Annotated in this window: 1 protein-coding gene; it reads left to right on the top strand. The window is 54.7% G+C overall.

Annotation, left to right across the window (positions count from 1 at the left end; translation table 11 throughout):
* Nucleotides 1-71: 71 nt before the first annotated feature.
* The coding region (locus tag EDM60_RS28335) for a chitobiase/beta-hexosaminidase C-terminal domain-containing protein (RefSeq protein ID WP_208715266.1) at nucleotides 72-1,441 on the top strand (1,370 nt) is incomplete at its 3' end.

The raw sequence follows: 1,441 nt of genomic DNA, 5'->3' as shown, positions 1-1,441 counted from the left end.
CCGGCGTCAGATGGGAATAACACACAGCGAACCCGACAAGCGGAGCAGTAGCAGCAGGAACGACGGTTGCGTTGAGTACGAATACAGCAGGAGCCACGATTCACTACACTACAGATGGAAATGCCCCGACAGGAAGTAGCCCCGTGTACAGCACACCGATTCCTATCAACAGTGCGATGACGATAAAGGCGATTGCCGTGAAGGCAGGCATGACCGACAGCTTAGTGATGAGCGAGAGTTATACCATCATGCTGCAGGCAGAACAGCCGACGGCGAATCCGACAGGCGGAGCAGTAGCAGCAGGAACGACGGTTGCGTTGAGTACGAATACAGCAGGAGCCACGATTCACTACACTACAGATGGAAATGCCCCAACAGGAAGTAGCCCCGTGTACAGCACACCGATTCCTATCAACAGTGCGATGACGATAAAGGCGATTGCCGTCTTGGCAGGCATGACGGACAGCTTAGTGATGAGCGAGAGTTATACCATCATGCCGCAGGCAGAACAGCCAACGGCGAATCCGACAGGCGGAGCAGTAGCAGCAGGAACAACAGTAGCGCTAAGTACGAATACAGCAGGAGCCACCATTCACTACACCACGGACGGAAATGCCCCAACAGGAAGTAGCCCCGTGTACAGCACACCGATTCCTATCAACAGTGCGATGACGATAAAGGCGATTGCCGTCTTGGCAGGCATGACCGACAGCTTAGTGATGAGCGAGAGTTATACCATCATGCCGCAGGCAGAACAGCCAACGGCGAACCCGACAGGTGGAGCTGTAGCAGCAGGAACGACGGTTGCGTTGAGTACGAATACAGCAGGAGCCACGATTCACTACACTACAGATGGAAATGCCCCAACAGGAAGTAGCCCCGTGTACAGCACACCGATTCCGGTCAACAGTGCGATGACAATTAAGGCGATTGCCGTCTTGGCAGGCATGACCGACAGTACGGTTATGAGTGAGAGCTACACGATATTGCCACCGCCGCAAGTAGCGACTCCGACCGCAACACCAAGCAGTGGAGCCGTCCTAGTGGGAACCCCTGTCACGTTGCAAACGACCACACCAGGAGCGACGATCTACTACACGACAGACGGCAACACGCCAACAACAAGCAGCAACGTATACAGTACGCCTATCCCGATTACCGGAGCGGTTACAATCAAAGCCATTGCCGTCTTGGCAGGCATGACGGACAGCACGGTAATGAGCGAAAGCTACACCATAACCCCGTTGCCGCAACCGCAAGTAGCGACACCAACGGCAACACCAAGCAGTGGAGCTGTCCTAGCAGGAACCCCTGTCACGTTGCAAACGACCACACCAGGAGCGACGATCTACTACACGACAGACGGCAACACGCCAACAACAAGCAGCAACGTATACAACAACTCAGCCATTCCGGTCAACAGTGCGATGACCATCAAAGC

It is taken from the genome of Brevibacillus parabrevis (assembly GCF_003710905.1).
In the GTDB taxonomy this organism is placed as follows: domain Bacteria; phylum Bacillota; class Bacilli; order Brevibacillales; family Brevibacillaceae; genus Brevibacillus; species Brevibacillus parabrevis.
The sequence above is the reverse complement of the archived record's forward strand: the minus strand, read 5'-3'. Positions and strand labels throughout refer to the sequence as shown.